This window comes from Burkholderia sp. MR1-5-21 (assembly GCF_053427715.1).
In genome coordinates, this window is the sequence record NZ_JBSAXD010000002.1 from 354,790 (window position 1) to 379,338 (window position 24,549).

At 66.1% G+C, this 24,549-nt stretch carries 21 protein-coding genes, 1 tRNA gene and 1 pseudogene; 10 read left to right on the forward strand and 13 right to left on the reverse strand.

Features of this window, described 5'->3' with window-relative positions; all coding sequences use genetic code 11:
* Nucleotides 1-9 precede the first annotated feature (9 nt).
* Nucleotides 10-1,236 carry an HlyD family secretion protein gene (locus ACV229_RS04155; RefSeq protein WP_448081853.1) on the forward strand — a complete coding sequence of 409 codons (1,227 nt, stop codon included), beginning with the start codon at nucleotides 10-12 and terminating at the stop codon, nucleotides 1,234-1,236.
* 27 nt (nucleotides 1,237-1,263) lie between these two features.
* Nucleotides 1,264-2,823 (forward strand): DHA2 family efflux MFS transporter permease subunit, encoded by a 1,560-nt coding sequence (locus ACV229_RS04160; protein WP_448081854.1) that lies wholly within the window; start codon nucleotides 1,264-1,266, stop codon nucleotides 2,821-2,823.
* Nucleotides 2,824-2,942: 119 nt separating this feature from the next.
* Here ACV229_RS04160 and truB read toward each other — a convergent pair whose 3' ends face one another.
* From truB to ACV229_RS04205, 9 genes are all read right to left on the reverse strand, one after another.
* Complete coding sequence (gene truB / locus ACV229_RS04165; protein ID WP_448081855.1) at nucleotides 2,943-3,875, reverse strand: tRNA pseudouridine(55) synthase TruB; 933 nt, start codon at nucleotides 3,873-3,875, stop codon at nucleotides 2,943-2,945.
* A 13-nt stretch (nucleotides 3,876-3,888) separates the two neighbouring features.
* Nucleotides 3,889-4,287, reverse strand: coding sequence for a 30S ribosome-binding factor RbfA (gene rbfA / locus ACV229_RS04170; RefSeq protein WP_448081856.1), 399 nt, complete (start codon nucleotides 4,285-4,287; stop codon nucleotides 3,889-3,891).
* Nucleotides 4,288-4,400: 113 nt separating this feature from the next.
* A complete protein-coding gene (infB, locus tag ACV229_RS04175; RefSeq protein WP_448081857.1) occupies nucleotides 4,401-7,319 on the reverse strand; it encodes a translation initiation factor IF-2 in 2,919 nt (972 codons plus the stop codon).
* A gap of 91 nt (nucleotides 7,320-7,410) precedes the next feature.
* Complete coding sequence (gene nusA, locus ACV229_RS04180) at nucleotides 7,411-8,886, reverse strand: transcription termination factor NusA (protein WP_448081858.1); 1,476 nt, start codon at nucleotides 8,884-8,886, stop codon at nucleotides 7,411-7,413.
* Nucleotides 8,886-9,344, reverse strand: a complete 459-nt coding sequence (gene rimP, locus ACV229_RS04185) for a ribosome maturation factor RimP (RefSeq protein WP_448081859.1) — start codon at nucleotides 9,342-9,344, stop codon at nucleotides 8,886-8,888. The genes nusA and rimP overlap by 1 nt, the downstream gene beginning before the upstream one ends.
* A 291-nt stretch (nucleotides 9,345-9,635) precedes the next feature.
* On the reverse strand, nucleotides 9,636-11,333 hold the full coding sequence (gene rluB / locus ACV229_RS04190) for a 23S rRNA pseudouridine(2605) synthase RluB (RefSeq protein ID WP_448081860.1): 1,698 nt from the start codon (nucleotides 11,331-11,333) through the stop codon (nucleotides 9,636-9,638).
* Nucleotides 11,334-11,393: 60 nt separating this feature from the next.
* Nucleotides 11,394-12,407 carry an SMC-Scp complex subunit ScpB gene (scpB, locus tag ACV229_RS04195; RefSeq protein WP_448081861.1) on the reverse strand — a complete coding sequence of 338 codons (1,014 nt, stop codon included), beginning with the start codon at nucleotides 12,405-12,407 and terminating at the stop codon, nucleotides 11,394-11,396.
* 270 nt (nucleotides 12,408-12,677) lie between these two features.
* On the reverse strand, nucleotides 12,678-13,880 hold the full coding sequence (locus ACV229_RS04200) for a pyridoxal phosphate-dependent aminotransferase (RefSeq protein ID WP_448081862.1): 1,203 nt from the start codon (nucleotides 13,878-13,880) through the stop codon (nucleotides 12,678-12,680).
* Nucleotides 13,881-13,933: 53 nt separating this feature from the next.
* A complete protein-coding gene (locus ACV229_RS04205) occupies nucleotides 13,934-14,836 on the reverse strand; it encodes a LysR substrate-binding domain-containing protein (protein WP_448081863.1) in 903 nt (300 codons plus the stop codon).
* A 410-nt stretch (nucleotides 14,837-15,246) separates the two neighbouring features.
* On the opposite strand from ACV229_RS04205, the pseudogene ACV229_RS04210 reads away from it, so the two are divergent.
* Both ACV229_RS04210 and ACV229_RS04215 read left to right on the forward strand, forming a co-directional pair.
* Nucleotides 15,247-15,642 (forward strand): annotated as a pseudogene (locus ACV229_RS04210) (transposase); the annotation flags it as partial.
* 198 nt (nucleotides 15,643-15,840) lie between these two features.
* Nucleotides 15,841-16,092, forward strand: a complete 252-nt coding sequence (locus ACV229_RS04215; protein WP_448081864.1) for a hypothetical protein — start codon at nucleotides 15,841-15,843, stop codon at nucleotides 16,090-16,092.
* Nucleotides 16,093-16,276: 184 nt separating this feature from the next.
* Here ACV229_RS04215 and ACV229_RS04220 read toward each other — a convergent pair whose 3' ends face one another.
* Nucleotides 16,277-16,594: a hypothetical protein gene (locus tag ACV229_RS04220; RefSeq protein ID WP_448081865.1), complete on the reverse strand. Its 318-nt coding sequence runs from the start codon at nucleotides 16,592-16,594 to the stop codon at nucleotides 16,277-16,279.
* 165 nt (nucleotides 16,595-16,759) lie between these two features.
* On the opposite strand from ACV229_RS04220, the gene ACV229_RS04225 reads away from it, so the two are divergent.
* From ACV229_RS04225 to ACV229_RS04235, 3 genes are all read left to right on the forward strand, one after another.
* The gene (locus tag ACV229_RS04225) at nucleotides 16,760-17,476 is read left to right on the forward strand and encodes a YdcF family protein (protein ID WP_448081866.1); all 717 of its coding nucleotides are present in this window, start codon (nucleotides 16,760-16,762) and stop codon (nucleotides 17,474-17,476) included.
* 215 nt (nucleotides 17,477-17,691) lie between these two features.
* Nucleotides 17,692-17,961 (forward strand): hypothetical protein, encoded by a 270-nt coding sequence (locus ACV229_RS04230; RefSeq protein ID WP_448081867.1) that lies wholly within the window; start codon nucleotides 17,692-17,694, stop codon nucleotides 17,959-17,961.
* Between the two features lie 138 nt (nucleotides 17,962-18,099).
* A complete protein-coding gene (locus ACV229_RS04235) occupies nucleotides 18,100-18,357 on the forward strand; it encodes a hypothetical protein (protein WP_059608571.1) in 258 nt (85 codons plus the stop codon).
* 48 nt (nucleotides 18,358-18,405) lie between these two features.
* Here ACV229_RS04235 and ACV229_RS04240 read toward each other — a convergent pair whose 3' ends face one another.
* The 3 genes from ACV229_RS04240 to ACV229_RS04250 form a co-directional block, all read right to left on the reverse strand.
* Nucleotides 18,406-18,696, reverse strand: a complete 291-nt coding sequence (locus ACV229_RS04240; RefSeq protein WP_448081868.1) for a putative quinol monooxygenase — start codon at nucleotides 18,694-18,696, stop codon at nucleotides 18,406-18,408.
* 539 nt (nucleotides 18,697-19,235) lie between these two features.
* Nucleotides 19,236-20,450, reverse strand: a complete 1,215-nt coding sequence (gene bamC, locus ACV229_RS04245; protein ID WP_448081869.1) for an outer membrane protein assembly factor BamC — start codon at nucleotides 20,448-20,450, stop codon at nucleotides 19,236-19,238.
* A 212-nt stretch (nucleotides 20,451-20,662) separates the two neighbouring features.
* Nucleotides 20,663-20,739: transfer RNA gene (locus tag ACV229_RS04250), tRNA-Pro, on the reverse strand.
* Between the two features lie 78 nt (nucleotides 20,740-20,817).
* Between ACV229_RS04250 and ACV229_RS04255 the strand changes: the two genes are divergently transcribed.
* The 3 genes from ACV229_RS04255 to ACV229_RS04265 all read left to right on the forward strand — a co-directional run bounded on the left by ACV229_RS04255 (nucleotide 20,818) and on the right by ACV229_RS04265 (nucleotide 24,496).
* Nucleotides 20,818-21,060, forward strand: a complete 243-nt coding sequence (locus ACV229_RS04255) for a hypothetical protein (protein ID WP_448081870.1) — start codon at nucleotides 20,818-20,820, stop codon at nucleotides 21,058-21,060.
* Entirely contained in the window at nucleotides 21,057-21,935 is an 879-nt protein-coding gene (locus ACV229_RS04260; RefSeq protein WP_448081871.1) for a tyrosine-protein phosphatase, read from the forward strand. The genes ACV229_RS04255 and ACV229_RS04260 overlap by 4 nt, the downstream gene beginning before the upstream one ends.
* A 350-nt stretch (nucleotides 21,936-22,285) precedes the next feature.
* Nucleotides 22,286-24,496, forward strand: a complete 2,211-nt coding sequence (locus ACV229_RS04265) for a hypothetical protein (RefSeq protein ID WP_448081872.1) — start codon at nucleotides 22,286-22,288, stop codon at nucleotides 24,494-24,496.
* The last annotated feature ends 53 nt before the right edge of the window (nucleotides 24,497-24,549 follow it).

Genomic DNA, 24,549 nt, shown 5'->3' on the forward strand with positions numbered 1-24,549 from the left:
AACATCGCCATGAGCGACCCTCAACAAAACGCCGCCAGCGCCCAGCCGCAGAACAACGGCAAGCGCAAACGGATGATGACGCTGCTCGTCGCAGTCATCGTGATCGCGGCCATCGCGTACGGGCTGTACTACTTCCTCGTGGCGCGCTTCCACGAGAGCACCGACGATGCATACGTGAACGGCAACGTCGTGCAGATCACGCCGCAAGTCACGGGCACCGTGATCGCGGTGAAGGCCGACGACACGCAGACCGTGAAGGCGGGCGACCCGCTCGTCGTGCTCGATCCGGCCGATTCGCAGGTCGCCCTGCAGCAGGCCGAGGCGAACCTCGCGCAGACGGTGCGCCAGGTGCGCGGCCTGTTCGTCAACGACGACCAGTACCGCGCGCAGGTCGCGCTGCGCCAGTCGGACCTGTCGAAGGCCGACGATGACCTGCGCCGCCGCATGGCAGTTGCACAGACGGGCGCCGTGTCGCAGGAAGAGATCTCGCACGCGCGCGACGCGGTGCGCGCCGCGCAGGCATCGCTCGACGCCGCGCAGCAGCAGCTCGCGTCGAACCGCGCGCTGACCGCGAACACGACGATCGCATCGCACCCGAACGTGCTCGCCTCGGCAGCGAAGGTCCGCGACGCGTACCTCGCGAATGCGCGCAACACGCTGCCCGCGCCGGTCACCGGCTACGTCGCGAAGCGCTCGGTGCAGGTCGGCCAGCGCGTGTCGCCGGGCACTCCGCTGATGTCGGTCGTGCCGCTGAACGCGGTGTGGGTCGACGCGAACTTCAAGGAAGTCCAGCTCAAGCATATGCGCATCGGCCAGCCGGTCGAGCTGACGGCCGACATCTACGGCTCGTCGGTCGCCTATCACGGCAAGGTCGTCGGCTTCTCGGCCGGCACCGGCTCGGCGTTCTCGCTGCTGCCGGCGCAGAACGCGACCGGCAACTGGATCAAGGTCGTGCAGCGCCTGCCGGTGCGGATCGAACTCGATCCGAAGGATCTCGACAAGCATCCGCTGCGCATCGGTCTGTCGATGCAGGTCGACGTCGACATCAAGGACGAAAGCGGCAACCAGCTCGGCAACGTGCAGAACACCGTCTACCAGACCGACGTGTTCGCGAAATACGGCGACGAAGCCGACGCCGAAATCGCGCGCATCATTGCCGAGAATGCGGGCGGTAACGCGTCGCCGGCGCCGGCGACGGCCGCGGTCAAGCAAGGCAACGTCGCGAAGATGATGTAACCGTTCCGTTCCCGGAAACCCACCGACATGGCACAGACTCCTGTCTCTCACCCGCCCTTGCAGGGCGGGCAGCTCGTGCTCGGCACGATCGCGGTGTCGCTCGCCGTGTTCATGAACGTGCTCGACACGTCGATCGCGAACGTCGCCATTCCGACGATCTCGGGCGATCTCGGCGTGTCGTCCGATCAGGGCACGTGGGTCATCACGTCGTTCGCGGTCGCGAACGCGATCTCCGTGCCGCTGACCGGCTGGCTCACCGATCGCATCGGACAGGTCCGCCTGTTCCTTGCGTCGATCATCCTGTTCGTCATTTCGTCATGGATGTGCGGGCTCGCGCCGACGCTGCCGTTCCTGCTCGCGTCGCGCGTGCTGCAGGGCGCCGTCGCGGGCCCGATGATCCCGCTGTCGCAATCGCTGCTGCTGTCGAGCTATCCACGAGCGAAGGCGCCGATGGCGCTCGCGCTCTGGTCGATGACGACGCTGATCGCGCCGGTCGCCGGCCCGATTCTCGGCGGCTGGATCTCGGACAACTACTCGTGGCCGTGGATCTTCTACGTGAACATCCCGGTCGGCATCGCCGCCGCGCTTGCGACGTGGTCGATCTATCGCACGCGCGAATCGACCGTGCGCCGCGCGCCGATCGACGGCGTCGGCCTCGCGCTGCTCGTCCTGTGGGTCGGCTCGCTGCAGATCATGCTCGACAAAGGCAAGGATCTCGACTGGTTCGCGTCGACGACGATCATCGCGCTCGCGCTGATCGCGATCATCTCGTTTGCGTTCTTCGTGATCTGGGAACTGACCGCCGATCACCCGGTCGTCGACCTGTCGCTGTTCCGCCGGCGCAACTTCACCGGCGGCACGATCGCACTGGCGGTCGGCTACGGCCTCTACTTCGGCAACCTCGTGCTGTTGCCGCTGTGGCTGCAGACGCAGATCGGCTACACAGCGACCGACGCAGGCCTCGTGATGGCGCCGGTCGGGTTGTTCGCGATCCTGCTGTCGCCGTTGACCGGCAAGTTCCTGCCGCGCACCGACCCGCGCTACATCGCAACCGCCGCGTTCCTGACGTTCGCGCTGTGCTTCTGGATGCGGTCGCGCTACACGACGGGGGTCGACGAGTGGTCGCTGACGCTGCCGACGCTCGTGCAGGGCGTCGCGATGGCCGGCTTCTTCATCCCGCTCGTGTCGATCACGCTGTCCGGCCTGCCCGGCCACCGCATCCCCGCGGCCTCGGGCCTGTCGAACTTCGTGCGGATCATGTGCGGCGGCATCGGCACGTCGATCTTCCAGACCGCGTGGGATCACCGGAACAACTTCCACCACGCGCAACTGGTCGAGCAGGCGAACCCGTACAACCCGACGTTCAACCAGGCCGTCACGCAGATGGGCAATCTCGGGCTGACGCAGGACCAGGCGCACGGCCTGATCAACAACCTGGCCACGCAGCAGGCCGCGCAGCTCGGCGTGAACGACCTGTTCTACATCTCGGCGGCAATCTTCGTGCTGCTGATCGCACTGATCTGGATCACGAAGCCCGAACGCGCGGGCGGCGGCGATGCCGGCGCGGCGGCCTCGGCGGCACACTGAGCGCCCTGCCCGTGCGCAAACAAAAGCCCGGTCGAAGTCGACCGGGCTTTTTTTCATGACGACGGGCGTGCGTTCGCGCCACCGCCACGCGTTCGCGCCGCCGCCGCACCGCTGCTATTTCAAGCAGCCGTGACGACGAGCCGCTCCGGCGCCAGTACGCCGTTCGCCTTGCGCGCCACGCCGAGCAGCCGCGTCGCGTCGTAGACGCGCACACGCTCGCCGTCGGCCGCGTCGATCGAATCGAGCGCCGACAGCGGCAGGCGCTGGCCGTGCAGGAACCGCTTCGCGCAGGCCTCATCGAGACGAACGAGCGGAAACGTCGACAGCAATGCATCGACCGGCTGGAGCCAGCCATCGCGCGCCGCCTCGTCGGCATCGGACAGCGCGTCGAGCGTCACCGCGTGCTCGAGCGTCAGCGCGCCGACGCCCGTGCGACGCAGCATCGTCAGATGCGCGCCGCAGCCGAGCGTTTCACCGAGATCCTCCGCCAGCGTGCGCACGTACGTGCCCTTGCTGCAGGTCACGCGAAACGTCACGTCGGGCAGGTCGCACGCGAGCAGATCGAGCGCATGGATCGTCACGTTGCGGCCTTCGCGCTCGACCGTCTGGCCCGCGCGCGCATATTCGTACAGCGGCTTGCCGTCGCGCTTGAGCGCCGAATACATCGGCGGCACCTGCACGATCTCGCCGGTGAATCGCACGAGCGCCGCTTCCACGGCCGCCCGGTCGCATTCGACGGGCCGCGTGTCGATCGCCTCGCCTTCCGCGTCGCCGGTTGCCGTGCGCACGCCGAGACGCATCGTCGCTTCGTAGGTCTTGTCCGCTTCGAGCAGGTCCTGCGAGAACTTCGTCGCTTCGCCGAAGCACAGCGGCAGCAGGCCCGAAGCGAGCGGATCGAGCGTGCCGGTATGACCGGCTTTCTTCGCGAGAAGCAGGCGCTTCGCGCGAATCAGGGCATCGTTGCTCGACAGGCCGACCGGCTTGTCGAGCAGGAGAACGCCGTCAAGCGCGCGCCGCGGCACGCGCGGACGTTGGGATGCTGCTGTCGTCATAGGCCGGGCGAGCTCAATCGTCCTTGGCGGACGCGTCCGCCTCGTCGTCGTCCTTCGCGCGCGTCGAGTTGGCCTCTTCGATCAGGCGCGACATGGCGACGGCCTTCTCGATCGTCTGGTCGTAATGGAAATGCAGCGTCGGCACCGTATGGATGTGCAGCCGCTTGAACAGCAGGTTGTGCAGGTGGCCCGACGCATGGTTCAGCGCCTCCTGCGTCGAGTTCGGATCGCCGGTGAGCGCCGTGAAATACACCTTCGCGTGTGCGTAGTCCGGCGTGAGTTCCACGCTCTGGATAGTCACGATGCCGATGCGCGGGTCCTTGACCTCGCGCATGATGAGTTCGGACAGATCGCGCTGAATCTGGTCGGCGATCTGGACGTTGCGATTGGGAGAAGTACGTTTCCTGGACATGATCGATCCCTGATCCATTTATCAGGATTTAGCGGTCGCCCTCTGGCGCGCCGCCATGAAAAATGGGCGGGACAAGCCCAAGCCTGCCCCGCCCATGAGCCGATGCGCGATGATTACAGCGTACGCGCGACTTCGGTCACTTCGAAGACTTCGAACTGGTCGCCTTCGATGACGTCGTTGAAGTTCTTCACCGACATACCGCATTCGAAGCCTTGCTTGACTTCCTTCACGTCGTCCTTGAAGCGCTTCAGCGACTCGAGTTCGCCGGTGAAGATCACGACGTTGTTGCGCAGCACGCGCACCGACGACGAGCGCTTGACGATACCGTCCGTGACCATACAGCCTGCGACCGTACCGACCTTCGGCACCTTGAACACCTGGCGCACCTCGACCATGCCGGTCACGACTTCGCGCTTCTCCGGTGCCAGCATGCCCGACATCGCCGCCTTCACCTCATCCACTGCGTCGTAGATGATGTTGTAGTAGCGGATGTCGACGCCATTGGCTTCCGCGAGCTTGCGCGCCTGCGCATCCGCACGCGTGTTGAAGCCGATGATGACCGCCTTCGACGCCGTCGCGAGGTTGACGTCGCTTTCGCTGATGCCACCCACCGCGCTGTGCACGATCTGCACGCGCACTTCGCTGGTCGACAGCTTGAGCAGCGATTGCACGAGCGCTTCCTGCGAACCCTGCACGTCGGCCTTGATGATGAGCGGCAGGTTCTGCACTTCGCCTTCGCCCATCTGCTCGAGCATGCTTTCCAGCTTCGCCGCCTGCTGCTTCGCGAGCTTCACGTCGCGGAACTTGCCTTGACGGAACAGCGCGATTTCACGCGCCTTGCGCTCGTCCGGCAGCACGATCACTTCCTCGCCCGCGCCCGGCACTTCCGACAGACCCTGGATCTCGACCGGGATCGACGGGCCGGCTTCCTTGGTCGGCTTGCCGTTCTCGTCGAGCATCGCACGCACGCGGCCGTAGGCCGTGCCCGCGAGCACGATGTCGCCGCGGTTCAGCGTACCGGACTGCACCAGCATCGTCGCGACCGGGCCCTTGCCCTTGTCGAGCTTCGCTTCGATCACGATACCCTTGGCCGGCGCTTCGACCGGTGCCTTCAGCTCCAGCACTTCGGCCTGCAGCAGCACGTTCTCGAGCAGGTCGTCGATGCCGACGCCCGTCTTCGCCGAGACCGGCACGAACGGCGAATCGCCACCGTATTCTTCCGGCACGACGCCTTCCGCGACCAGCTCCTGCTTCACGCGGTCCGGATTCGCTTCCGGCTTGTCGATCTTGTTGATCGCGACGACGATCGGTACGCCGCCCGCCTTCGCGTGCGAGATGGCTTCCTTTGTCTGCGGCATCACGCCGTCGTCGGCCGCCACCACCAGAATGACGATGTCGGTCGCCTTCGCACCGCGCGCACGCATTGCCGTGAACGCCTCGTGACCCGGGGTATCGAGGAACGTGACGACGCCGCGCGGCGTTTCGACGTGGTAAGCGCCGATGTGCTGCGTAATGCCGCCCGCTTCGCCCGCCGCCACCTTCGCACGGCGGATGTAGTCGAGCAGCGAGGTCTTGCCGTGGTCGACGTGACCCATCACGGTGACGACCGGGGGACGCGGCAGCGCCTCCGCATCGGTACTGGTCTCGCCTTCGACGAGCAGCGCTTCCGGATCGTCGAGCTTCGCAGCAACCGCGCGGTGGCCCAGTTCCTCGACGACGATCATCGCCGTTTCCTGGTCCAGCACCTGGTTGATCGTGACCATCTGGCCCATCTTCATCATCACCTTGATGACTTCGGAGGCCTTGATTGCCATCTTGTGCGAAAGGTCGGCCACCGAGATGGTTTCCGGCACATGCACTTCACGGACGATCGGCTCGGTCGGCGCCTGGAACGACGATGCGCTTTCCTGGTGACGGCCACGGCCCTTCGGGCCGCCGCGCCAGCCGCGGTCGACGCCGCCGCTCGAATCGCCGCGCGTCTTGATGCCGCGACGCTTCGCGGCGTCGTCCTGCCAGCCGCCCTTGCCTGCACCCGGCTTCTTGTTGCGGTCGCCCGCGCCAGCCGGCGCCTGCGTCGTCGCCGGTGCCGCGCCACCGGCCGGCTTCTTCGCCGCCGGACGCGCCTGCGCGCCTTCCGGCTTCGCAGGCTTGTGCAGCGTGCCCTTCGCTTCGGCCGGCTTCGGCGGTTCCACCGGCTTCGGCGGCTCCACGGCCTTGACCACTGCCTTGCGCGGCGTGTTCATCATTTCGCGGATCGCACGCGCTTCCGCCTCGGCGGCCGCGCGGCGCTTGCTGATCTCTTCCTGCTCGGCGCGCGCCTTGTCCGCCGCCTCGCGGGCAGCGTCCTCGGCCTTCTTCGCCGCTTCGCGCTGGGCTGCGCGTTCGGCAGCCGCACGCGCTTCGTCCTGTGCGGACTGCGCACGCGATGCTTCCTGCTCGGCCGCAGCAGCCTGCTGAGCCGCCGCCTGCTGCGCAGCCGCAGCCTCGGCCGCCGTGCGCTTCGCCACCGCCTCTTCCTCGGCGCGGCGACGCTCCGCTTCGGCCGCTTCCTCGCGGGCGCGGCGCTCCGCTTCCTCGCGCTCGAGGCGTTCCTGGCGCTCGCGAAGCTCCTGAGCCTGCTTCTCGAGCAGCTCGGCTTCGCGGCGCGCCTCTTCCTCGCGACGCTTCAGTTCCGCATCGTCATCCGCCTCGGCGGCCTGTGCCTGACCTTGCTCCGCGACATCGCTCACGTCGTCGCGCTTGACGAACGTGCGCTTCTTGCGCACCTCGACCTGAATGGTGCGAGCCTTGCCCGTCGCGTCGGACTGCTTGATCTCCGACGTATGCTTGCGGGTCAGCGTGATCTTGCGCTTGTCGCCGTCGGTCGCGCCGTGGGACTTGCGCAAATGATCGAGCAGACGCGCCTTGTCCGTCTCGGACAGCGCATCGTCCTCGCTCGCTTTCTGGACGCCCGCTGCCTGCAGCTGTTCGAGCAGCACACCAGCAGGCATTTTCAGTTCCGCGGCAAATTGGGCTACGTTGTTACTCGCCATTCATTCCTCTTAGTGCAAGGACCGATTCCTTGCGGTTAGCATCGGGTCAGGCCATACGGCCGCCATCAAATCAGTGCGCCATGGTCATTTCTCACTGGAACCAATGTTCACGTGCTTTCATGATCAACGCCTTAGCGGCATCCTCTTCCATCCCGGTCATGTCGACCAGTTCATCCACTGCCAGCTCGGCGAGATCGTCGCGCGTGGCCACACCGTTTTCGGACAGCTTCGAGAGCAGCTCCGGCGTGACGCCGTCGAGGCTCTTCAGGTCCAGCGCGGCGTTTTCGACCTTTTCTTCGTTCGCGATCGCCATCGTCAGCAGCGCGTCGCGCGCGCGGTTGCGCAGCTCGTGCACGGTATCCTCGTCGAATGCCTCGATCTCGAGCATTTCGTTGAGCGGCACGTAAGCGATCTCTTCGAGGCTCGTGAAGCCTTCGTCGATCAGGATGTCGGCAACTTCTTCGTCGACGTCGAGACGCGCCATGAACAACGCACGCAGCCTGTCGCGTTCTTCGCCCTGCTTCAGGGCGGACTCGTCCGGCGTCATGATGTTGATCTGCCAGCCGGTCAGTTCGCCGGCAAGGCGAACGTTCTGACCGCTGCGGCCGATCGCGACAGCGAGTTCGTTCTCGTCGACGACGACGTCCATCGAATGCTTTTCTTCATCGACGACGATCGACTGGACGGCTGCCGGCGCGAGCGCGCCGATCACGAATTGGGCGGGATCCTCCGACCATAGCACGATGTCGATGTTTTCGCCACCAAGCTCATTGCGCACGGCCTGCACGCGCGAGCCGCGAATGCCGACGCAGGTGCCGATCGGATCGATCCGCTTGTCGTACGCAATGACGCCGATCTTCGCGCGCACGCCAGGATCGCGCGCCGCGGCCTTGATCTCGAGCAGGCCCTGCTCGATCTCCGGCACTTCCATCTCGAACAGCTTCATCAGGAATTCCGGCGCGGTGCGCGACAGCTCGATCTGCGGGCCGCGCGCGGTGCGGTCGACCTTCGCGATGTACGCGCGCACGCGGTCGCCCACGCGCAGGTTTTCCTTCGGGATCAGCTGGTCGCGGCGCAGCAGCGCCTCGACACGGCCCGATTCGACGATGAAGTTGCCCTTGTCGAGGCGCTTCACCGTGCCGGTCATGATCTTTTCGCCGCGTTCGAGGTAGTCGTTCAGGATCTGCTCGCGCTCGGCGTCGCGCACCTTCTGCAGGATCACCTGCTTCGCGGCCTGCGCGCCGATGCGGCCGAACTCGATCGACGGCACCGACTCCTCGATGTAGTCGCCGACTTCGACGTCGGCCTTCTGCTCGCGCGCTTCGAACAGCAGAATCTCGCGATCCGGTTCCTGCAGGCCCGCTTCATCGGGCACGACGAGCCAGCGGCGGAAGGTTTCGTGCTCGCCGCTTTCGCGGTCGATATGGACGCGGATCTCGGCGCCTTCGTCGAACAGCTTCTTGGAAGCCGACGCGAGTGCCGCCTCGAGGGCACCCAGCACGACATCCTTGTCGACGTTTTTCTCGCGCGCCAGCGCATCCACCAGCATCAACACTTCGCGACTCATTATTTGCGGCTCCTAAAGTCAACTTGCGGAATCAGGCGGGCTTTGTCGATATCGGCCAGCGTGAAATCCAGCATGGCTGCCTCGCCCTTATTCCTCTCAAATTCCAAACCGATCGTTTCGCCATTCGGCGCGTGCAGAATGCCCCGGTACGTCTTGCGCCCGTCCAGCGGCTTTTTCAAGGTCACGGAGACTTCGCAGCCAGCGAAGCGCTCGAAGTCGGCCAGTTTCTTCAACGGGCGGTCGAGCCCCGGGGACGAGACTTCGAGCCGTTCGTAATCGATGTTTTCGACCGTCAAGACGTGCTGAAGCTGACGCGTAACCTTTTCGCAATCGTCGAGCGTGATGCCGGCAGGCTGATCGATATAGATGCAAAGCATGCCGCGCCCGGTGCGCTCGAGATCCACCATCTCGTAGCCGAGTCCGGTGACCGTGGTTTCTATCAGTTCCGTCAGTTGCACAGTGTCCTCTCAGGTGTTCGCGCCCGCCGCTCGCGAATCACCCGCGGGCGCGCGCCTTAGCCGGCGCAGGAAGCGCTACCCGAGATGCCTAACCGTTTCAGCAAAAAAAAATGGGCGGAACGCCCATCTTCTTACCGGTGGTCGCACCTGAGCCGCACATCAAATCCGTACGCCCAGCGACTTCGCGATTATAGCGATTTTTGGTGCAAACGCCAAGCGTCAGCCGGCAAAACCGGTGAATCATACCGGTTTTGCCGGCGTCGCGCGGCAGGTTGCGCCGCGCTCGGCCGGTCAGCGGCCGCGCGATCGATTGCGCTGCGGACGCTGACCGCCACGCGCCCCGCCGTTGCCGGCGCCTTCCGCGCGATTGCCGTTCGGGTTGCGGTTGCCGCCGCCCTTGCCGGCGCCGCCGCCACCGCCGCCGCCACCGCCACGTTTGCCGCCCGCGCCATACGACGCGCGGTTGCCGTCGACGTCGCGCCCGCCGGCGCGATTACCGCCATAGCCGGCCGACATGCCCGGCATGCCGCCGTGGCCGCTCGGGCCGCTCGGGCCGGCGAAGCCGCCCGCCGCGCCGCGCCGCGGGCCGCGCCGCGGCTGGTCGAGGTTGCCGTGCGTCGTCAGCACCGGCTCGCGACCGATGAAACCCATCGACGTCTGCATCGGGTCCGGCTGGCGGCGCTCCGTCTGGCCGCCGCTGCGCTTGCCCTTCTCTTCCGACGGCGCCTTCAGGCCGACGGTCGCCATCAGCTTGCGCACCTGCGCCTCGTCGAGCTCTTCCCAGCGGCCACGCTTCAGGCCGCGCGGCAGCGGAATCGGACCGTGACGCGTACGGATCAGGCGGCTCACCATCAGGCCGGCCGCCTCGAACATCCGGCGCACTTCGCGATTGCGGCCTTCGGCCAGCGCAACGTGATACCAGTGATTCGTGCCCTCGCCGCCGCCGTCGCGGATGCGCAGGAAGTTTGCGGGGCCGTCGTCGAGCTCGACGCCGTGCAGCAGCTTCTGCCGGTTGCCTTCGCTCAGCTCGCCGACCACCCGCACCGCGTACTCGCGCTCGACGCTGTAGCGCGGATGCATGAAGCGGTTCGCGAGGTCGCCCGACGTCGTCAGCATCAGCAGGCCTTCGGTATTGAAGTCGAGGCGGCCGACCGCGAGCCATTTGGCCGTCTTCATCGGCGGCAGGCGGTCGAACACCGACGGCCGGCCTTCAGGATCGGCATGGCTGACGATTTCGCCAGTCGGCTTGTGGTAAAGCAGCACGCGCGGCGGCTTGTTCGGCAGCTTGCGCTTGACCGGCTTGCCGTTGATCCGCACCTGGTCGGTCGGCATGATGCGCTGGCCGATGTGCGCCGGCTCGCCGTTCACCGACACGCGGCCGGCGATGATCAGCTCTTCCATTTCACGGCGCGAACCCATCCCGGCTTCGGCCAGCACCTTGTGCAGCTTCGGCGCGTCGTCGTCCGGCGACAGCACGCGCTTGTTGGCCGGCTGGCCACGGCCGCGTCGCAGCATCGGCGCGCGCACGCCGCTGCCTGCAGCGGAATTGTCGGCGTCGAACGCCGGCGACGTCACGTACGCGAACAGGTCGTCCTGGGCCGCCTCGCTGGCGGGGGCATTGACCGCGCCGCCACGCTTGCCCTGGCCACCCTGACCGCCCTGCGCACCTTGGCGCGCCGCGCCTTCGCGCTTGGCTGCCGGCTTGCGCCCACCCTTCGCCGCACCTTCCTTGCGCGGCGCACGCGCCGGCTGCGCTGGCGCCGCCTCGGCGGGCGCATCCGCACCTTCGCCTTCCTGCGGCGCGCCCTCGCCACCCTTCGACTTCGCGGCCGCGCGACGGCGCGCGATCAGGCTGCGCGGGCCGCGCCGCAAACCGCGACGGGGACGCTCGTCGCCGCCCTCGGCCTGGGCGCCCTGCTCGGGCGCATCGTCGGCACGCGCCGCCTGCACGGCAGGCGCGGACGATTCAATATCGTGGATATCTGTCAAAACAACCTCAAAATGTCAGGTCTCGCGCCCGGCTCGGGCGCGGCATGGAATCGGCCGCGTTCAGGCGCGACGCTGTTCGGGTTCTGCTTCGTCGTCCGGCAGTTCGTCCGCACCGAAGGGGGCGCTGGCGCTGCGTACGGCATCCGCGAGACTGTCGGACGTGTCGTCCAGCATCTCGTCATCCGCAGGACGGGAATGCGCCGTGCCGGCGTGAACGATCACGCCAGGCCTGTCGTCGGCCGCTTCCGTTCCGTCGCCGGCCGCCGCTTCGGCGTCCGGCTTGCGATCTTCCTCGTACAACTCCGCGTGCAGCGGCACGGGCTGCACGCCCGCCGGCGCTGCTTCGGCGCCAGCCTGTTCCGTCTGTGCGTCACCCGCCTCGAGCGTATCGCGGTTCGGCAATTCCTGCGCCGACGCATGATCGGGACCCGCGTCGGCCGGCCGCACGGTCGCATCCGGCTGCTCCACCGCGTCTTCATCGCCCGACCCGGCTTCGGCGGCCGGCATGCCGTCGTCGAAGTCCATCGCTTGCTGCGCAAGCAGCGCGGCCTCGATGTTCGCCGCCGGCTGCTCGAGCATCGGCAGGTCGTCGAGCGCCTTCAGGCCGAGATCGTCGAGGAACTGCTTGGTCGTCGCATACAGCGCCGGACGCCCCGGCACATCGCGATGCCCGATCACCTCGATCCAGCCACGATCCTCGAGCTGCTTGACCACCTGCGTGTTGACCGTGACACCGCGAATTTCCTCGATGTCGCCCCGCGTGACCGGCTGCCGGTACGCGATGATCGCCAGCGTCTCGAGCACCGCGCGCGAATACTTCGGCGGCTTCTCGGGATGCAGGCGATCGAGGAAGCTGCGCATCGCCGGCTTGCTCTGGAAGCGCCAGCCGCTCGCCAGCGCAACCAGTTCGACACCGCGGCCGGACCACTCCTGTTTCAGATCTTCGAGCAACGTGCGGACCGTGTCAGCCGACACGCTGTCGGCAAAGAGCTTGCGCAAATCACCGAGCTTCAACGGCTCCTGCGCGCAGATCAAAGCAGTCTCGAGGACGATCTTCGCCTCTTGGGTATTCATGCAGCTAGGCCAGACCCTGTGGTCAAACGAACCGGATCAACAAACAGACGAAATGAACGGAAGACGCGCTCGCCCGATTCTGATCGGTCATATTGATGGGAGCACGAACCGGGGGCGGCGAAACCACTTCAAGCCAGGCCCTAACCGGACGGAACAGCGCGATTCAACGACGGAACCGCGTGACTGAGCGCCATCTTACGCAAAATTGCCGAGTGCGTAAAGCAGAGCCGAGCGGCCTTGTCCGGCTTGCCGCGATGGTGGCGCCCCGTTTCAGCGAGCCGCCGCGCGGCCCGCGAGGAAGCGGCGCAGGCGCTCGACACCCGCGTCGAGTCGCGCCGGATCGCACGCGTAGCACCACCGCACGAACCCTTCCCCTTCCGGGCCGAATGCGCGCCCCGGCGCGAGGCCGAGTCCCGCGTCGCGCACCAGCGTCTTGCAGAAGGCAAGACTGTCGTCCGATCCGGGCAGGCGCAGGAATACGTACATCGCGCCCGGCGGAGGCGGCACCTCGACGTCCGGCAGCGTACGCAGCGCGGCGACCAGGTGATCGCGTGCGTCGCGCAGCGCCGCGACGAACGTCCGGACGAACGGCTCGCCGTCGCGCAACGCAACCTCGCCCGCGGCCTGCACGAAACCCGGCGCGCACGACGTGTTGTATTCGACGAGCTTCGCGAGGTCGCCCATGACCGACGCCGGCGCAACCAGCCAGCCGAGCCGCCAGCCGGTCATCGCCCAAGCCTTCGAGAACGAATTCACGACGACGACCCGCTCGTCGCGCGACGCGATGTCCAGAAAGGACCGCGCGCCCGTGGCGTCGAACGCGAGCCGCTCGTACACCTCGTCGGCAACCAGCCAGATCCCGTGACGGCGGCAATGCGCAAGCACGGCAAGCTGGTCGTCGCGCGACATGGTCCACCCGGTCGGGTTGTTCGGCGAATTGAGCAGCAGCATGCGCGTGCCGGGCGTCAGCGCCGCGAGCAGGCGGCCGACGTCGAGCTGCCAGCCGGCCCGGCCGTAGCCCAGCGGCACGCATTCGACCTGCGCGCCGAGGATCTTCGGGATCTCGACGAGGTTCGGCCACAGTGGCGTCACCGCAACAACGCGATCGCCCGGACCGACGAGAAGCTGCGCGGCGAGCATCAGCGCATTCACGCCCGAACTCGTGACGGCGATCGCATCCGCCGCCGTCGCGCCGTGGCGCGCGCTCACGTATGCGGCAAGCGCGTCGCGGAGCGTCCCGGTGCCAAGGTTGTGCGTGTAGAACGTCGCGCCATCGCGCAGCGCCGCGGCAGCCGCGTCGCGGATGAAGTCCGGGGTAACCCGGTCGGATTCACCGAACCAGAACGGCAGCACGTCCGGCACGCCGAAACCGGCATTCGCCACCTCCCGGATCAGCGATGCACGCAAGTCGTGCACGACGCTGCGGGCAGCCGCTTCGCCCGTCGCCGGGCGCGAATCTGTCGAATGCATCATCGGATATCGCCATTAAGGGACACGGTCCGTAGTGTAGCGTCGAGCGCCGTTCGTCAGTCGAGGCCCTCGGCCCGCGCGGGCATCTGCCGCACGAGTTCCCAGATCGCCTGCGCGGCCGGCGACAGCGAGCGGTCGCGGCGGCGCACCAGTTCGACGGTGCGCTCCGTGCGCGGCGTGAGCGGTCGCGCGACGAGCGTCGAGCCGGCAGGCAGCGGCAGCGACAGCCACGGCTGCACGCTCACGCCAACGCCCGCTTCGACGAGTCCGAACACCGTCGCCGAATGGCCGAGCTCCTGCATCACCGTCGCGCTCACGCGATGCGCGGCCAGCGCCGCGTCGATCAGCGGCCGGCTGCCTGACGCATGATCGAGCAGCACGAGCCGCTCGCCGTTCAGCGCCGTCCACGGCACCTCCCCGCGCGATGCGAGCGGATGGTCGGCGCGCGCGACGAGACAGAACGAGTCGGTCATCAACGGCTCGTTCACGAGATCGGCGGCGCTGAGCGGCCCGATCACGACGCCGAAATCGGCCTCGCTCGACTTCACCTTGCGCAGCACGTCGCTCTGCACCTCGTCGCGCAGGCCGAGCGTGACGAACGGAAACTGACGCTCGCAGGCCGCCACGACGCGCGGCATCAGCCGGCACGCGATTGTCGGGCTCGCCGCCACGATCACGCGTCCCCGGCGCTGTTCGCCGATTTCGCGAATTTCGCGCAGCGTGTCGTCGAGATCGTCGATCAGGCGCGACACGCTCGCGATCAGGTTCGCGCCGACGTCGGTCAACTGCACGTCGCGCGTGGCCCGGTCGATCAGCTTCAGCCCGAGCTCCGCCTCGAGTTCGCGTACGCAGCGGCTCACCGCAGATTGCGTGAGCCCGATCTCGTCGCCCGCGCGGCTGAAACTCTTGAGCCGCGCGACCTCGATGAACACGCGAAGCTGTCGCAACGTGACGTTCATGTCCCTCCCTCATCAATCCCTGGCATCAATGCGCGATTCTAGTGCGCCAATCCGGCACTCGGTTCACATGTTTCGCTGCGGTGCAATAAGCCCGCAAACGCACGCGGCACGGGCGAATTGCACAAGATTGGTGATTGCCCTGATTTGCTGTCGGGTCTTTTTGGCGTCTTATACGCCCCTAGCTGACGTAGCCGTCAGCTCGCTGCCAAGCGGCTCTCGCGGGGTTCTCCTTCGACGTGGCACGCTTCGTGCATTACCTGTCGCACAGGGCGCAGGTTTCGTCCGACGGATTGATGAAGTCCGTTGCCGATAAACCGGACGCCCCCACCCGGCACTCGATGATCGAGTGCTTGAAGAGTGCGCGGCGCAGGGCAGCGCACCGGAGTTTGCTTCGCTGAGGTGAGGACATGATGCTGTTCGACGATTTGAGAGATAACGAATGGGCGCTGGTGGAAGGTCTGTTTTGTTCGGAGCCCGCACGAAGTGAGCGTCGCGGCCGTCCGCGTGTGGAAGCCCGTTCGGTGGTGAACGCGGTGCTGTGGGTGCTGTCGACCGGCGAAGGCTGGTCCAAGCTGCCCGGCCGCTATCCGTCCCCGCCGACCTGCCGCCGCCGCTTCGACGAATGGCAGGCCGATGGCACGCTCGCCGAAATCGTCAAGCGACTCGGCACGAGCGGCCGTCAGATCTCGCTGCGCGGCCGCATCGGCGCGAGCGCGGCCAAGCCGCCCGCACCGCCGAGCCGCGACCGCCTCCGCGGCGCATTCTGGACCAACCCGGAATCCTGGCGCGCGCCAGTCAAGATGGCCTGAATCGGAATATCGACCGGGCGGCTTCGGCCGCCCGGCTTCTTTCCGGGCAACGCTTTCGCGGCATGAACGACGCCGCCGGATCGCGTTGTTTTGCGGCGAAACATCTATTTACCAATATTTACAGCAAGCCTGCACTCCCGCGCTTACCTTAGCGTCATATCGACAGGCCGCATCGACGGCTTGAGGGAGCCCGCCATGAAACCAATGTCACTGCTGGCTGCATGCGGCATTGTCGTTTCACTGGCGCTTGCATCGCCCGCACATGCCGACGACCGCAACAAGCAACCGCATCGGCAGCAGGAGCACAAAGGCAACCTGCACACGCCGCCCGGCGCCGAGCAATCTGGCCGGCAGACGGTTCCGCGCGGCGACTTGCGCGGCGATATCGCCAGCAACGCACGTGCACGCATCGGCCTGCCTCCGCAAGACACGCCCAGACATCCGTAACCGGCCACGTTGACGTCCCGATCAAAGAAAATGTCCGCAGTCGGGAACTGACAGACATGCGGCGAGTCACAACGTTGCCATGAGCACAGCGTGGCAGCAGCAAAAAGTATCCGGTACGCCCGTATCCTCGTGATACGGGCTTTTTTTTGCGACGCCGCCCGGCTTGTGACGTGTTGGAAGCGTGCTACAGGCGGCTTTCGAGAAACGCGACGGCACTCGCTTCGCTGAGCGCGTAGTCGTCCATCCGGCGATCGGTCCAGGCGGCCGATTTCTCGTCGCGCTCGAGGCGCGCGAATTCGGCGCGGCCGGTGTCGGTCAGCACGGCGATGTCGACAGGCGCATGAAAACCCGGTGCGGGAGCAACGGTCTTCTGCCTGACCGTGTCCATCAGCCCGAGCGAACGGAGATACTCGAATACGCCGGGGCGTCGCGCCCACGGTACCTGGCGATACTGCACTCGCCTCAATGCGTCGAGCACCGCTTCGTTGGAATACGTGGCCATCTCGATTCTTTCTTAAAGTGCAGCGACAATGCGAAGCGGCGCGCCGGGCGGGGTCTCCGCCCGCCGGCGCCGCCACCGATTCTGGAGGCTGGAGGCCGGACGCTCGGCGTCGAGTCGGGGCCGGAACATCAGCCGTCCATAAAAAGACACCTTACCCCAATCAAATTGATTCTGTTCGATTCATTTGCACTTCTCTTCATTGCATCCGTGCTCTTCCGCAAGCAACGGCGCGCGATTGCAGCCGCGACGCTCGCGCTGTTCTGGCTGCTTGCGACCGGCTGGCTCGCGGCGCCGCTCATCGCGTGGTCGCAGGCGGGTGTGACCCCGGTCGAGCGTCCGGACATGCACGGACGCACCGCGCTGATCCTGATCGGCGCCGGCACGAAACGCATCGACGGACGACTCCAGCCGCCAGCCGACGGTTTCGCCCGCATCCGCAAGACCGCCGAGCTGTACCGCACGTGCCGCCGGCAAGCCGAGCGATGCACGGTCATTCTGTCCGGCGGAGACCCGCAGCGACACGGCGCGACCGAAGCCGCGACCTACGCGCCGTATCTCGTCGCCGGGGGCGTCACCCCGGAAGATCTGACCCTCGAGGCGAACAGCCGCACGACATACGAGAACGCGAAGTTCACGGCACCTATACTACGCTCACAACATGACGATGCATGGATCCTTGTCACGTCGTCATACCAGATGCGGCGCGCACTGCTCGATTTCCGCCGGTTCGGCATCGATCCGCAACCGGTCTACGCGAACCGCCGCGATGCGAATACGGGGTGGTTGCCGCGTTGGCAGAATCTGGTCAACGCCGAGCATGCCGCGCACGAGCTGGTCGGCATTGCGCAATTTCATGTGTACCGCCGGCTCGGATGGTTCTGAGTCCGACGTATGACAGGCATCCCGGCTCAGCGCCGAATGGCAAGCGCGTGACTGTGTGCCGCAACTGTTGCGCGACTTCAACGCGACCTTGCACCGGGCAGCGTTCCCGTGCACACTGATCCGTCACTTTTGTTACACTCGACACGCGCTCGGTTGCAGTCGCCAGATGGAAACGGCAACACTCGAGTTCATCACCACTTAGCGGAGGTAAAGCAATGAAGAAGACGTCCCTGGCTATCCTGGTTGCGATGTCGGCGCTGACTGGCGCAGCGTATGCGCAAGAGAGCACGGAAATCAGGACCATCACCGATCCGGCCAAGATTGCCGAGATCGAGCAGCGCGCACAGGCGCTGCAGCAGCAGCAAGCTCAGCAGGCAGCCGAGCCGGCGATGCACGAAGAGCATCACATGAAAAAGGCAGCCCATCACAAGGGTGCGAAGAAGGCCGTCAAGAAGGCCGCTCCGGCCGACGCCGCCAGCCAGTAAGCTGCAACGGTACCGCATTGCGAAAAAGCCGAATCCGGGCAACCGGGTTCGGCTTTTTTGGTTGCGGCACCGGTACGCTGTGCTAAAGTCGCGCACCGAACTTTTCCACCCCGTACGCACCCCGGTGCGGAGGACAGCATGAGCAACATTCAACTCGACATCGAGTGGACCGAAGCCGCCACTCGCAAGATCAAGCAACTGATGCCGCGCGGCTCGGAAGACGCGTTTCTCGCACTGCCGCCGATCGAATGCCTGCCGATGGAAGGCGACGTGCTCTTTCTCGGCCCGCAAGGCAAGCAACAGCCGTTCATCGTTGCCGAACGCCAATACCACCACGATGGCGATGCGGACTGGACGATCATCCTGATCCTCGACGTCCCCGACACGTCGCACTGACACGCGTCGCCGCGGCAGTCGGGCGCCACGCGCCCGGCTGCCCCGCCCTCAGACGATCTTCGACAGCACGCGGATCTCCGAACTCGCAATCCAGTCCGCCGCCGCCTCGCGATAGGCGAGGATATGCGCGGAACGCGCATGCGCCGCCAGCGCCGCCTCGCTCTCCCAACGCTCGACAAACACGAACCGTGCCGGCTCCTTCAGGTCGCGATGCAGGTCGTATTGCAGCGCACCCTGTTCATTGCGGGTCGGCTCGACGATACCTTCAAGCACGGTGCGCAGCTTCTCTTCCGCACCCGGTTTCGCCACGATCAACGCCACGACTGCGATCTCCGCCATTTGCGGCTCCCCGGATCAAAAGGTCCGAGCATACGCGATTCCGGCGGCAGCCGTACGCCCACCCCCGCACAATACAGGCCCCCAAAAAAATTGCCCGCGCTTCACGAGAAAGCGCGGGCGAAACCGTCGCCCTACGAGGATAGGCGACGGGGCCATCGAGATCCGCGCCGATGCGCAGATCATCATCGGTTGCACCGACGCTTGCTGCGCCGGCATTTGGCGACGCCGATACCGTTTGTCATGCGTTCGCGGCGCATGCCCGGGATCTGACGTCATCCTCCCTGTCCTAACGATCTGCCTATCAGGAGCAGATTCCGTGCCAACCCGGAATAAACAGGCAGGCCATTGATTTATAAGGACAATTGTTCAAGGTGCGCGACGGCTCGCACGTTCTGTCGCCCGTAACATGCGGATGTTACGTAACGTCACGTCAAGGGCCCGATCGCGGAAAGCGTGCGGACGCGCGCGCGAACCGCGCGCGGGAATAAAAAAAGCCCGCCTGAAAGGCGGGCTTCCTGAAACGCACGAGGATTCGGCGATCAGCGCAGCTGGTTCATGAGCAGCCCCATGATCTGGCGTGCGGGCGACGACGTATCGACCGCGCCCGAGTCGTCCACGACCGCGACGCGCGTCTGGTCGGGCGTGAGCGCCTTCACGTTGACGCGGTACTGCTTCGCCTGCTTTTCCTTCTTGCCGTGGAACAGCTGGCTCCAGAAACCCTGCTCGGCAGCGCTCAGATCCTTCGGATCGACATAGCGCACGAAGTACAGACCCTGCGTGCGATCGCGATCGTCGACCGTGAAGTTCGCACGATCGAGCGCGAGGCCGACGCGCAGCCACGAGCGGTCGTACGGCTCGCCGAGCGTGACTTCCGACGGAACGGCGCCCGTGACGTCGGACGCTTCGGACGACCCTTGCGACGATGCGCTCGCGACGTTCTGCGCGGCGATTGCTGCCGCCGCCTTCGACGATGCCGCATCGGCCTTCTTGTCCTTCGCCGGCGCGTTGTCGCTGATATTGGCGATCGGCGGCTCGCCGTTCTTCGCGCGCAGATCGTTCTGCGCGAGAACAGCCATCAGCCGCTTCAGGTATTCGGCTTCGAGCGCCGGATCGTTCGGCTTCGGCTCCCACTTGCTCGAATCGTTGCTCGGGCCGGTCAGCGCTTCGCGCATGCCCTTCTGGCTGATGAACACGTAGGTGCCGCCGCTCGGCGCGGTGTCGAGACGCGTACGGTACTTGTTGCGTTCCGCGGTCACGTACGAATTGCCCATCGCCTTCGTGATCACGCTGCGGATCAGGCCGTCGTTGATCTGCGGATGGGTTTCGTTCCAGTCGGTCTCCATCACGCCCTTGTCGCGCTGGTCGACGACGAGCAGGAAGCCCTGCTCCTGCCAGAAGCGGCGGATCTGCGGCCACAGGTCGGCCGGTTTCTTGCCGTCGACGACGAGCCAGCTCTCGGTGCCGTCACGCTGGATATGCATGCCGGACACGGCCGGTGCAACAGCATCGGTGGGCGGCGCCGCCTGCTGGACCTGCTGCAGCGACGACAGGGAAGTCGCGCCGCCCTGGGGCGGCAGCGAGCGCTGATCTGCCGACTCGTCGAGCATGTTGGGCGGCACTGCGAGCGAAACCTCCTTCGATTTCGAGTCGCTCTTGTAGTCCACTTTCGTGGGCGACGACGTACCGCAACCGGCAACGAGCGCGCCGGTGGCGAGCACTGCAGCGAACCGCATGGTAAGACGAAGATCAGTCATGTTCTGGGAATCCTCTTCCGCTAAATCACGGCGCTTTTTTCCGTGGATCAACCTTGTATTTTACCGGTGCAGCGGCCGCCTGTGCAAAAAGCGGTCAAGTGAAAGGTGGTCCGTGCTTGGGGCCGCGTCGCGCGGCCGGCACGTCCTCCCGGAATTGCGGGACCGCAAAAACGAAAAACCCGCGTCAGCCTTAGCTGACGCGGGTTCTTGTCTGGTCGGGGCGAGAGGATTTGAACCTCCGACCACCTGCACCCCATGCAGGTACGCTACCAGGCTGCGCTACGCCCCGAAAGCATAAAAGTATAACAGACACTTTGAAGAATTAGAACGGGTCGCATGCATTTTGTGAATGTTCTTGTGAAATCCCTTGGCGACGGCCGCCGACCCGCGTTTGTCCCTAATCGAAGAGGACGATGGCCGCTTTGTTGCGAATCGCTACCGTGCGGTGGCGCGGCGCGAGATCGACGCGTCCGGCGAGCCGTCCGGCTACATGCCGATCGATCCGGCTCATTCCGCCTTTGCCGCGCTGCGCGGAACGCCCCCGGCGGTTTCGGCCGCCACCGCAGCGACGACGCTCCGGTCACTGTCTCCAACAAAGGCCATTGAATGAATCAGAACAACGAAATATCCCGTCGACGGTTTCTGCAACTGAGCGCCGGCGCGCTCGGCGTGGCGCTGGGAAGCGCGTCGCTTCTGTCGGCATGCGGTGGCGACTCGATTTCGGTCGCGCCGGTAACGACACCCAGACTGAGTTCGGCGTCGAACTTTCGGGACACGGCGGGACCGGAAGGAACCGGCTATGAGACGGCAAGCGGCGCGACGATGAAGAAAGGCGTGATCTACCGATCGCCCGCGCTCGCGCTGTCGGCCTCCGATCTCGCCACCGTCGACACGCTGGGCATCACGCAGGTCCGCGACCTGCGCACGACCTCGGAGATCCACGCGCAGCCGGATGTACCGCTGGCCGGCGCCACGTGGCAGAACTTCAACGTGCTGGGCGTCGCCGAACTCGGCCCCATTCCGACCACCGGCGCGACCGGCACTGCATTCATGCAGGCGATGTACCAGGCATTCGTGACGGCGGAGACGGCGCGCACGAGCTATCGCGAACTGTTCGCGGGTTTTGCCGCCGGCAGCGGGAACCTGGTGTTCCACTGTACGGCCGGAAAGGACCGCACCGGCTGGGCCGCCGCCATTCTGCACACCATACTCGGCGTTCCGCAGCAGACGATTTTTGCCGACTACCTGCTCACCAATACCTATCGTGCGGCCGAAATCGCCGCGTACGTGGCCCAGGCGCGGAAAACCGGCGGCCAGGATGCGGCAGACATGATGGCCGCGCTGCAAGGCGCGCAAGCCGGCTACCTGCAGACGGCGTTCGATCAGGCCACCGCATCGTACGGCTCGATGGCGTCGTACATCGCAAACGGCCTTCAGCTCGACCAGGCGACGCTGAACGCGATCCGGCAGCGCATGCTGATCTGATCGTCCCGGCGGGCCGCCGCGTCCCACGCCTGATCGTGCACAGCTTCGTCGGCATCGCCGACCGCGCGTCACAGCCGAGCCGGAACCCGCGTCGACGAAGGCCGGCACGGGGCGCTCCGGTCCGCGGCACATCATGCCGCACGGGCTCCGCCGGAAACCAAACGACCGTTTTATTTTGCTGCCCCGCTGCCCCGAATCCGTTGTCCCGCCGCCCGTTGGCTGCACCCTCCGCCGCCCCGGATGTTTGGTAACGCGGCTCTAGCGCGCTATGCCACACTGCACCGCATCGACGCCCGCGCCGTGCCTCGGCGTGCGCCGCAGTCGATCACGACAAGATACGGAGACAGACGATGCGGAATGCGGTCCGGCGCGGCCATCGCTCGCCATTGGCACCCCCCGGTTGGATTGGCGGCCCGCGACGCGCGGCCGCAGCGGCCCCGCACCGCGTGTCGCGCGCACTCGGCTGCGGCGCACTCGCGCTTGCGCTGCTCGGCGCAGGCTGCGCGGAACCCGCCGCGCAGCGCGACGGCAGCACGCCGGCAGCGTCGACGTCGATCGAACGCGCGAAGGCCGAGCGCCTCGCCCGCGAACAGCAGATCGCGCGCGCCGTCCCGTCGCTCGCATCGATCCGCGTCACGCAGCCCCGCCCGTTCACGTTGCGCGACTCGGGCCAGAATGGCGCGACGACCTTCCTGCGCAACGTCGATTTCCGCATCGTCGACAATCTCGGTTTCTACATTCGCCAGCTGTCGGCGACGCTCGTGCCGACGCAGGCCGGCGCACCGATCGTGTTCGACGATCCGACGAGCTTCGAGATCGACGTGCATCGGGGTACGGTCACGCTCGACAGCGCGAAACTGACGGCGCTCTTCAATACCTACATCTTCGGTTATCGCAACGCGCCGCTGCGCAAGCTGGTGGTCTCGAGCGGCGACGGCGTGATCCATCTGCAGGGCGAAATGCAGCGCGACGGCTGGGTGCCATTCTCGCTCACCGGCACGCTCGCGATCCGCGACGGCAGCCAGCTCGTGTTCCATCCGAGCGGCGTGCGCGTGTCGGGCCTCGACGCGCAACCGGTGATGCGTGCCGCGAACGTGAAGATGGCCGACCTGCTCAAGGTCGACACGCCGATCGCGCGCCTGTCCGGCGACGATCTCGTGATGTCGGTCGACCGGCTGATGCCGCCGCCGCACCTGAAGATCGCGATCACGGCGCTGCGCCTGACGCCCGCCGGGCTCGACATGACGCTCGACGACGGCACGCACGCCGGCTTCGCGATGCCCGCGAATGCGCCGCAGCAGGCGATGTACATCCGCGGCGGCGACGTGAAGTTCATGCGCTCGATGCCGATGAACGCGGACATCGTGATCGGCCCGGCCGACCCGGCGAAGTCCGGACAGAATTTCGTGTTCGACCTGTACCACTACCGCGACCAGGTCTCGGCCGGCTATTTCAATTTCGACGAAAGCGGCGCGATGTCGATCCGGATGCCGTCGTACGCGGGAACCGCGAGCGGCACGCCGCCGGGCAACCCGGCCGCACGCCTGAACGACAGCTATCTCGCCGCACAGCAAAGCGCGCTGCGCGACGTCCGCCGGCACTGGGAGGCGTATGCGCTCGCGAACGACGCAGCGCGGCCCGGCATGCAGAAAGTGGCGATGCGCCGTACCTCGAACACACCGTTCAACGAACGGCACGTGTCGAACCGCAATCCGACGATCCATCTGCGCAATGTCGATTTCAACCTGTCCGGCGACATCGGCTTCCACGTCGAGGATCTCGACGTCCAGCTCGTCGCGAAACGGGCCGGCGAGCCCGTCGATCTCGACGACCCGAACCAGTACGACATCCGCATCCTCGGCGGGACGGTCGTGGAATCGTGGAAGGCGATGTCGGCGCTCTTCAACAACTATCTGCTCGACTACTCGCCGCGTTCGCTGAACGACCTGCAATTGAGCGCCGACGGCCGGAACCTGCGCGTGCAAGGCGGGATCAAGCTGTGGAACCACGTGCCGGGCGTCTGGCTGCCGACCGACATGAAGGGCTCGCTGTCGGTGCTCGACGACCGTCACCTCGCGTATGCGCCGGCCCAGGTATCGGTGCTCGGCATCCCGCAGGCGAAGCTGCTGCGTTCGCTCGGCATCGAGCTGGCGTCACTCACGCCACTGCAGCGGCGTGGCGCGGAACTGCGCGGCGACACGCTCGTGCTCGACCAGTACACGGTGTTCCCGCCGCCGGTGCTGAACGGCAAGCTCGCGCAGGCCACCGTCGAACCCGACGGGCTGCGGCTCACGTTCCGGCGCGCGTCGGACGCGCCCGCGCCAAAGCCGCCGCAGATTGCCGCGCACAGCTACATGTGGATGGAAGGCGGCGACATGAAGATGTTCAACGTGCTCGAACTGAACGTACGCGCGCTGATCCAGAATTCGGCGGAAACCGGCCCGATGCGGTTCGACCTGTACGGATATCGCAGCCAGGTCGCGCAAGGCTCGGTGCGGATGCTGCCGGACGGCACGCTGGTCGTCGACATGGGACAGAAGAATCCGCTCGCCGCGCGCTGAGCCGCCTGTTTGACGGACGCGCATGAAAAAGCCCGGGGGCCATCACGCCACCC

Bases quoted from the DNA above. Each gene is read 5' to 3' on its own strand.
- ACV229_RS04160 (WP_448081854.1), top strand. From the start codon at position 1,264: ATGGCACAGACTCCTGTCTCTCACCCGCCCTTGCAGGGCGGGCAGCTC.
- bamC (WP_448081869.1), bottom strand. From the start codon at position 20,450: ATGACTGATCTTCGTCTTACCATGCGGTTCGCTGCAGTGCTCGCCACC.
- ACV229_RS04230 (WP_448081867.1), top strand. From the start codon at position 17,692: ATGAAGAAGACGTCCCTGGCTATCCTGGTTGCGATGTCGGCGCTGACT.
- rbfA (WP_448081856.1), bottom strand. From the start codon at position 4,287: ATGTCCAGGAAACGTACTTCTCCCAATCGCAACGTCCAGATCGCCGAC.
- ACV229_RS04240 (WP_448081868.1), bottom strand. From the start codon at position 18,696: ATGGCGGAGATCGCAGTCGTGGCGTTGATCGTGGCGAAACCGGGTGCG.
- nusA (WP_448081858.1), bottom strand. From the start codon at position 8,886: ATGAGTCGCGAAGTGTTGATGCTGGTGGATGCGCTGGCGCGCGAGAAA.
- ACV229_RS04235 (WP_059608571.1), top strand. From the start codon at position 18,100: ATGAGCAACATTCAACTCGACATCGAGTGGACCGAAGCCGCCACTCGC.
- scpB (WP_448081861.1), bottom strand. From the start codon at position 12,407: ATGAATACCCAAGAGGCGAAGATCGTCCTCGAGACTGCTTTGATCTGC.
- ACV229_RS04220 (WP_448081865.1), bottom strand. From the start codon at position 16,594: ATGGCCACGTATTCCAACGAAGCGGTGCTCGACGCATTGAGGCGAGTG.
- ACV229_RS04260 (WP_448081871.1), top strand. From the start codon at position 21,057: ATGAATCAGAACAACGAAATATCCCGTCGACGGTTTCTGCAACTGAGC.
- ACV229_RS04205 (WP_448081863.1), bottom strand. From the start codon at position 14,836: ATGAACGTCACGTTGCGACAGCTTCGCGTGTTCATCGAGGTCGCGCGG.
- ACV229_RS04215 (WP_448081864.1), top strand. From the start codon at position 15,841: ATGAAACCAATGTCACTGCTGGCTGCATGCGGCATTGTCGTTTCACTG.
- ACV229_RS04265 (WP_448081872.1), top strand. From the start codon at position 22,286: ATGCGGAATGCGGTCCGGCGCGGCCATCGCTCGCCATTGGCACCCCCC.
- ACV229_RS04200 (WP_448081862.1), bottom strand. From the start codon at position 13,880: ATGATGCATTCGACAGATTCGCGCCCGGCGACGGGCGAAGCGGCTGCC.
- truB (WP_448081855.1), bottom strand. From the start codon at position 3,875: ATGACGACAGCAGCATCCCAACGTCCGCGCGTGCCGCGGCGCGCGCTT.
- infB (WP_448081857.1), bottom strand. From the start codon at position 7,319: ATGGCGAGTAACAACGTAGCCCAATTTGCCGCGGAACTGAAAATGCCT.
- ACV229_RS04155 (WP_448081853.1), top strand. From the start codon at position 10: ATGAGCGACCCTCAACAAAACGCCGCCAGCGCCCAGCCGCAGAACAAC.